Consider the following 2,820-nt stretch of genomic DNA (forward strand, 5'->3'; position numbering starts at 1 on the left):
TGGAGGCGCGGCGGGCGCAGTGGCGGCAGGACGGCGTCGTGCCCTCCCAGGCGGATGACTACAACGCCGCCGCAGGGTTCCACGAGGAGACCGTTGCCAAGACCGCAGGGCTGCTCGGCACGAGCCTGGCCGGCATGGTGGCACACGACGACCTCGCTGCGCTGGACGTCCTGGCGCACCTTCCCGGCGTGGACCCGGACCGGCTGGGGTGCCTGGGTTTCTCCGGCGGCGGCGGACGGTCCCTGGCCCTCGCCGCACTCAGCCCACGGATCCGGGCGTCGGTGGTGACCTGCATGATGACCACGTTCCAATCGCTCCTGCCGGCCTACCTGGACGCCCACTCCTGGCTGCTGCAGACACCCCGCCTGTGGAAGCTTGGTGACTGGCCCGAACTGACAGCCCGATCGGACGCTTCGTTCCTGATGCAGTACGCCCTGGCCGATGAACTCTTTCCCGAAGAGGGCATGCGCGAAGCCCACCGGATCCTGGAATCGCTGCACAATACAAGCCAGGGCACCGCCACCCCGTACACGGGCAGCTTCTGGCCCGGCGGCCACGTGTTTACTGCCGCCATGCAGGAAGAAGCCATGGCCTTCCTGGCTGCCACCCTCGCACTCAAGACACACGCCTAATTCCTCGACACCCAGCCTGCAAGGATCCTTAATGACTCAACACTCCGCCACTGCCGAACATGGCCACAGCATTCCGAGTGCCGCGCCTGTTCCGGCTGTCCTTCCGCGCGTCGCACTGGTGGGCGTCCACGGCTTCGGCGAGCGGCACCTGGCCAACCTCGCCCGGCTGGAAGAAGCCGGTGCCCTGGAACTTGTGGCCGTGGCCGACCCCAACCCCCCGGAACGGGGCCGGCTCAAGGACTCCGTAGCCGTCTTCCCCGACCTGGACAGGCTGCTCGCCGCACAGTCCGCTGCCACCGCGCCTGCCGACGTCGTCATCCTTGCCACCCCTATCCAGACGCACGCGCCACTGGCACTCGCCGCACTGGCTGCAGGCATGGACGTCTACGTGGAAAAGCCGCCGGTTTCTTCCCTGGCCCAGTTCCAGGAGGTACTCGCCGCAGCGGATGCCGCAGGACGGCTGGTCCAGGTCGGTTTCCAGAGCCTCGGCTCGCAGGCCCTGCCTGCCATCCGCAGCCTGGTGGAGTCGGGCGGCATCGGAGACGTCCTGGGCCTCAGTGCCAAGGGCCAGTGGGTCCGCACCAAGGCCTACTTCAAGCGGTCCCGTTGGGCAGGGAAGCGGAGCCTGGACGGCACCGAGGTTGTGGACGGCGTGGCCACCAACGCACTCGCGCACGCCGTAGCCACGGCACTGCACCTGGCCGGCGCGCACACGGTGGCCGATGTGGCAGCCGTGGAAACAGACCTGTACCGTGCCCACGACACCGAAAGCGACGACACCTCGGTAATCCGTGTCCGCACAACCCAGGGAAACACCCTCCTCTGCGGCCTGACCCTCTGCGCGCCGGAACAGCTGGATCCTTCGGTTACCGTGCATGGCACCCTGGGCGAGGTGACGCTGTTCTACACGCGGGACGAGGTGGTCATCACCACCGCCGACGGCGAGCGCCGGGAGGCCTACGGCCGCACCGACTTGCTGGAAAACCTCCTCGACGCCCGGGCCAAGGGTACGCCACTGCTCTGTTCGCTGCCGGACACCGGCGCCTTCACCGCAGTCCTGGAAGCCATCCGCACCTCCCCCGCGCCGCAGGCCATCGGACCGAACCACATCACCTGGGAAGGCGCGGACGACGACGCCCACCCCGTGGTGCACGGCATCGCGGACCTTATTGACCGCGCATCCAAGGCGCAGGCCACGTTTGCCGAGCTCGGCGTCCCCTGGGCCCGCCGGCTTCCTCCGGTCCGGTCGCTGACCGTTGACGGCACGGCGGTAGCGGATTACCAGGACGGCAGCCACATCCGTGCGGTGTCCTCCCCCCGCCCCTACCTGCACCCGGTCCGCACGCTCGGCGGCACGGTGGTGACGGACCACCAGCCGCTGGACCACGTGTGGCACCTGGGCGTCGGCGTGGCGCTGCAGGATGTGGACGGGATCAACTTCTGGGGCGGCCGAACCTACACCCGGGAGGCCGGCCAGTACGTCTGGCGGCCGGACCACGGGAGCATCAGCGTCACAGAAACACCGGTTGAAGAAACCACCGCCGCTACCGGCGGCCCCGGCAGGCTGCGGGAGCGCCTCAGCTGGAACGGCCCCGACGGCGTGCCCGTCCTGGCCGAGGACCGCACCTGGACCTGGGCGGGCGTCGGCCCCTCCGTGTGGAGCCTGTCCCTGGATTTCGCCCTGTCACCTGCCGGAAGCAAGCCGGTCAGCCTGGGCAGCCCGGGATCCAACGGCCGGCACGAGGGCGGCTACGGCGGGTTCTTCTGGCGGCTGCCGGACTGCAGGGAGGCCACGGTATGGACGCCCGCCGGCAGCGGCGAAGCCAGCGTGCACGGCAGCGTGACGCGCTGGCTCGCCTGGGCAGGAAAGTTCGACGGCGGGAAGGACGCCACCCTGGTTTTCCTGGCGCCGCACGACGCCACGGACCCATGGTTCGTCCGTGTGGACGGCTACCCGGGCGTGGGCCAGTCACTCGCCTGGGATGCACCTGTCATCGCTGAACCCGGCAAGCCGGTGCGCCGGAAAATCACCGTCTTTGTGGCCGACGGCATCCTGGCCACATCCGATATCGACGCTTTGATCAACCAGGGGGACCCCGCATGACCCAGACAACCGCCGCAGCCGCCCCGCCGGCAGTCCCGGCATCCGCCACGGGCCAGGCCGGTTTCGCGGCCGCCCATGACGTCC

2 protein-coding genes are annotated in these 2,820 nt (G+C 69.4%); both read left to right on the top strand.

Annotated features, from left to right (window positions below; all coding sequences use genetic code 11):
• The coding region (locus tag AC5RTT_RS20345) for an acetylxylan esterase (RefSeq protein WP_494146675.1) at window positions 1-632 on the top strand (632 nt) is incomplete at its 5' end.
• A 31-nt stretch (window positions 633-663) separates the two neighbouring features.
• Window positions 664-2,736 (top strand): DUF6807 family protein, encoded by a 2,073-nt coding sequence (locus AC5RTT_RS20350; RefSeq protein ID WP_494146676.1) that lies wholly within the window; start codon window positions 664-666, stop codon window positions 2,734-2,736.
• The last annotated feature ends 84 nt before the right edge of the window (window positions 2,737-2,820 follow it).

The sequence above is a fragment of the Arthrobacter sp. Y3221157 genome (genome assembly GCF_059089865.1).

What these genes read in the sequence shown, in the direction of transcription:
- AC5RTT_RS20350 (WP_494146676.1), top strand. Translation starts at nt 664, where the DNA reads ATGACTCAACACTCCGCCACTGCCGAACATGGCCACAGCATTCCGAGT.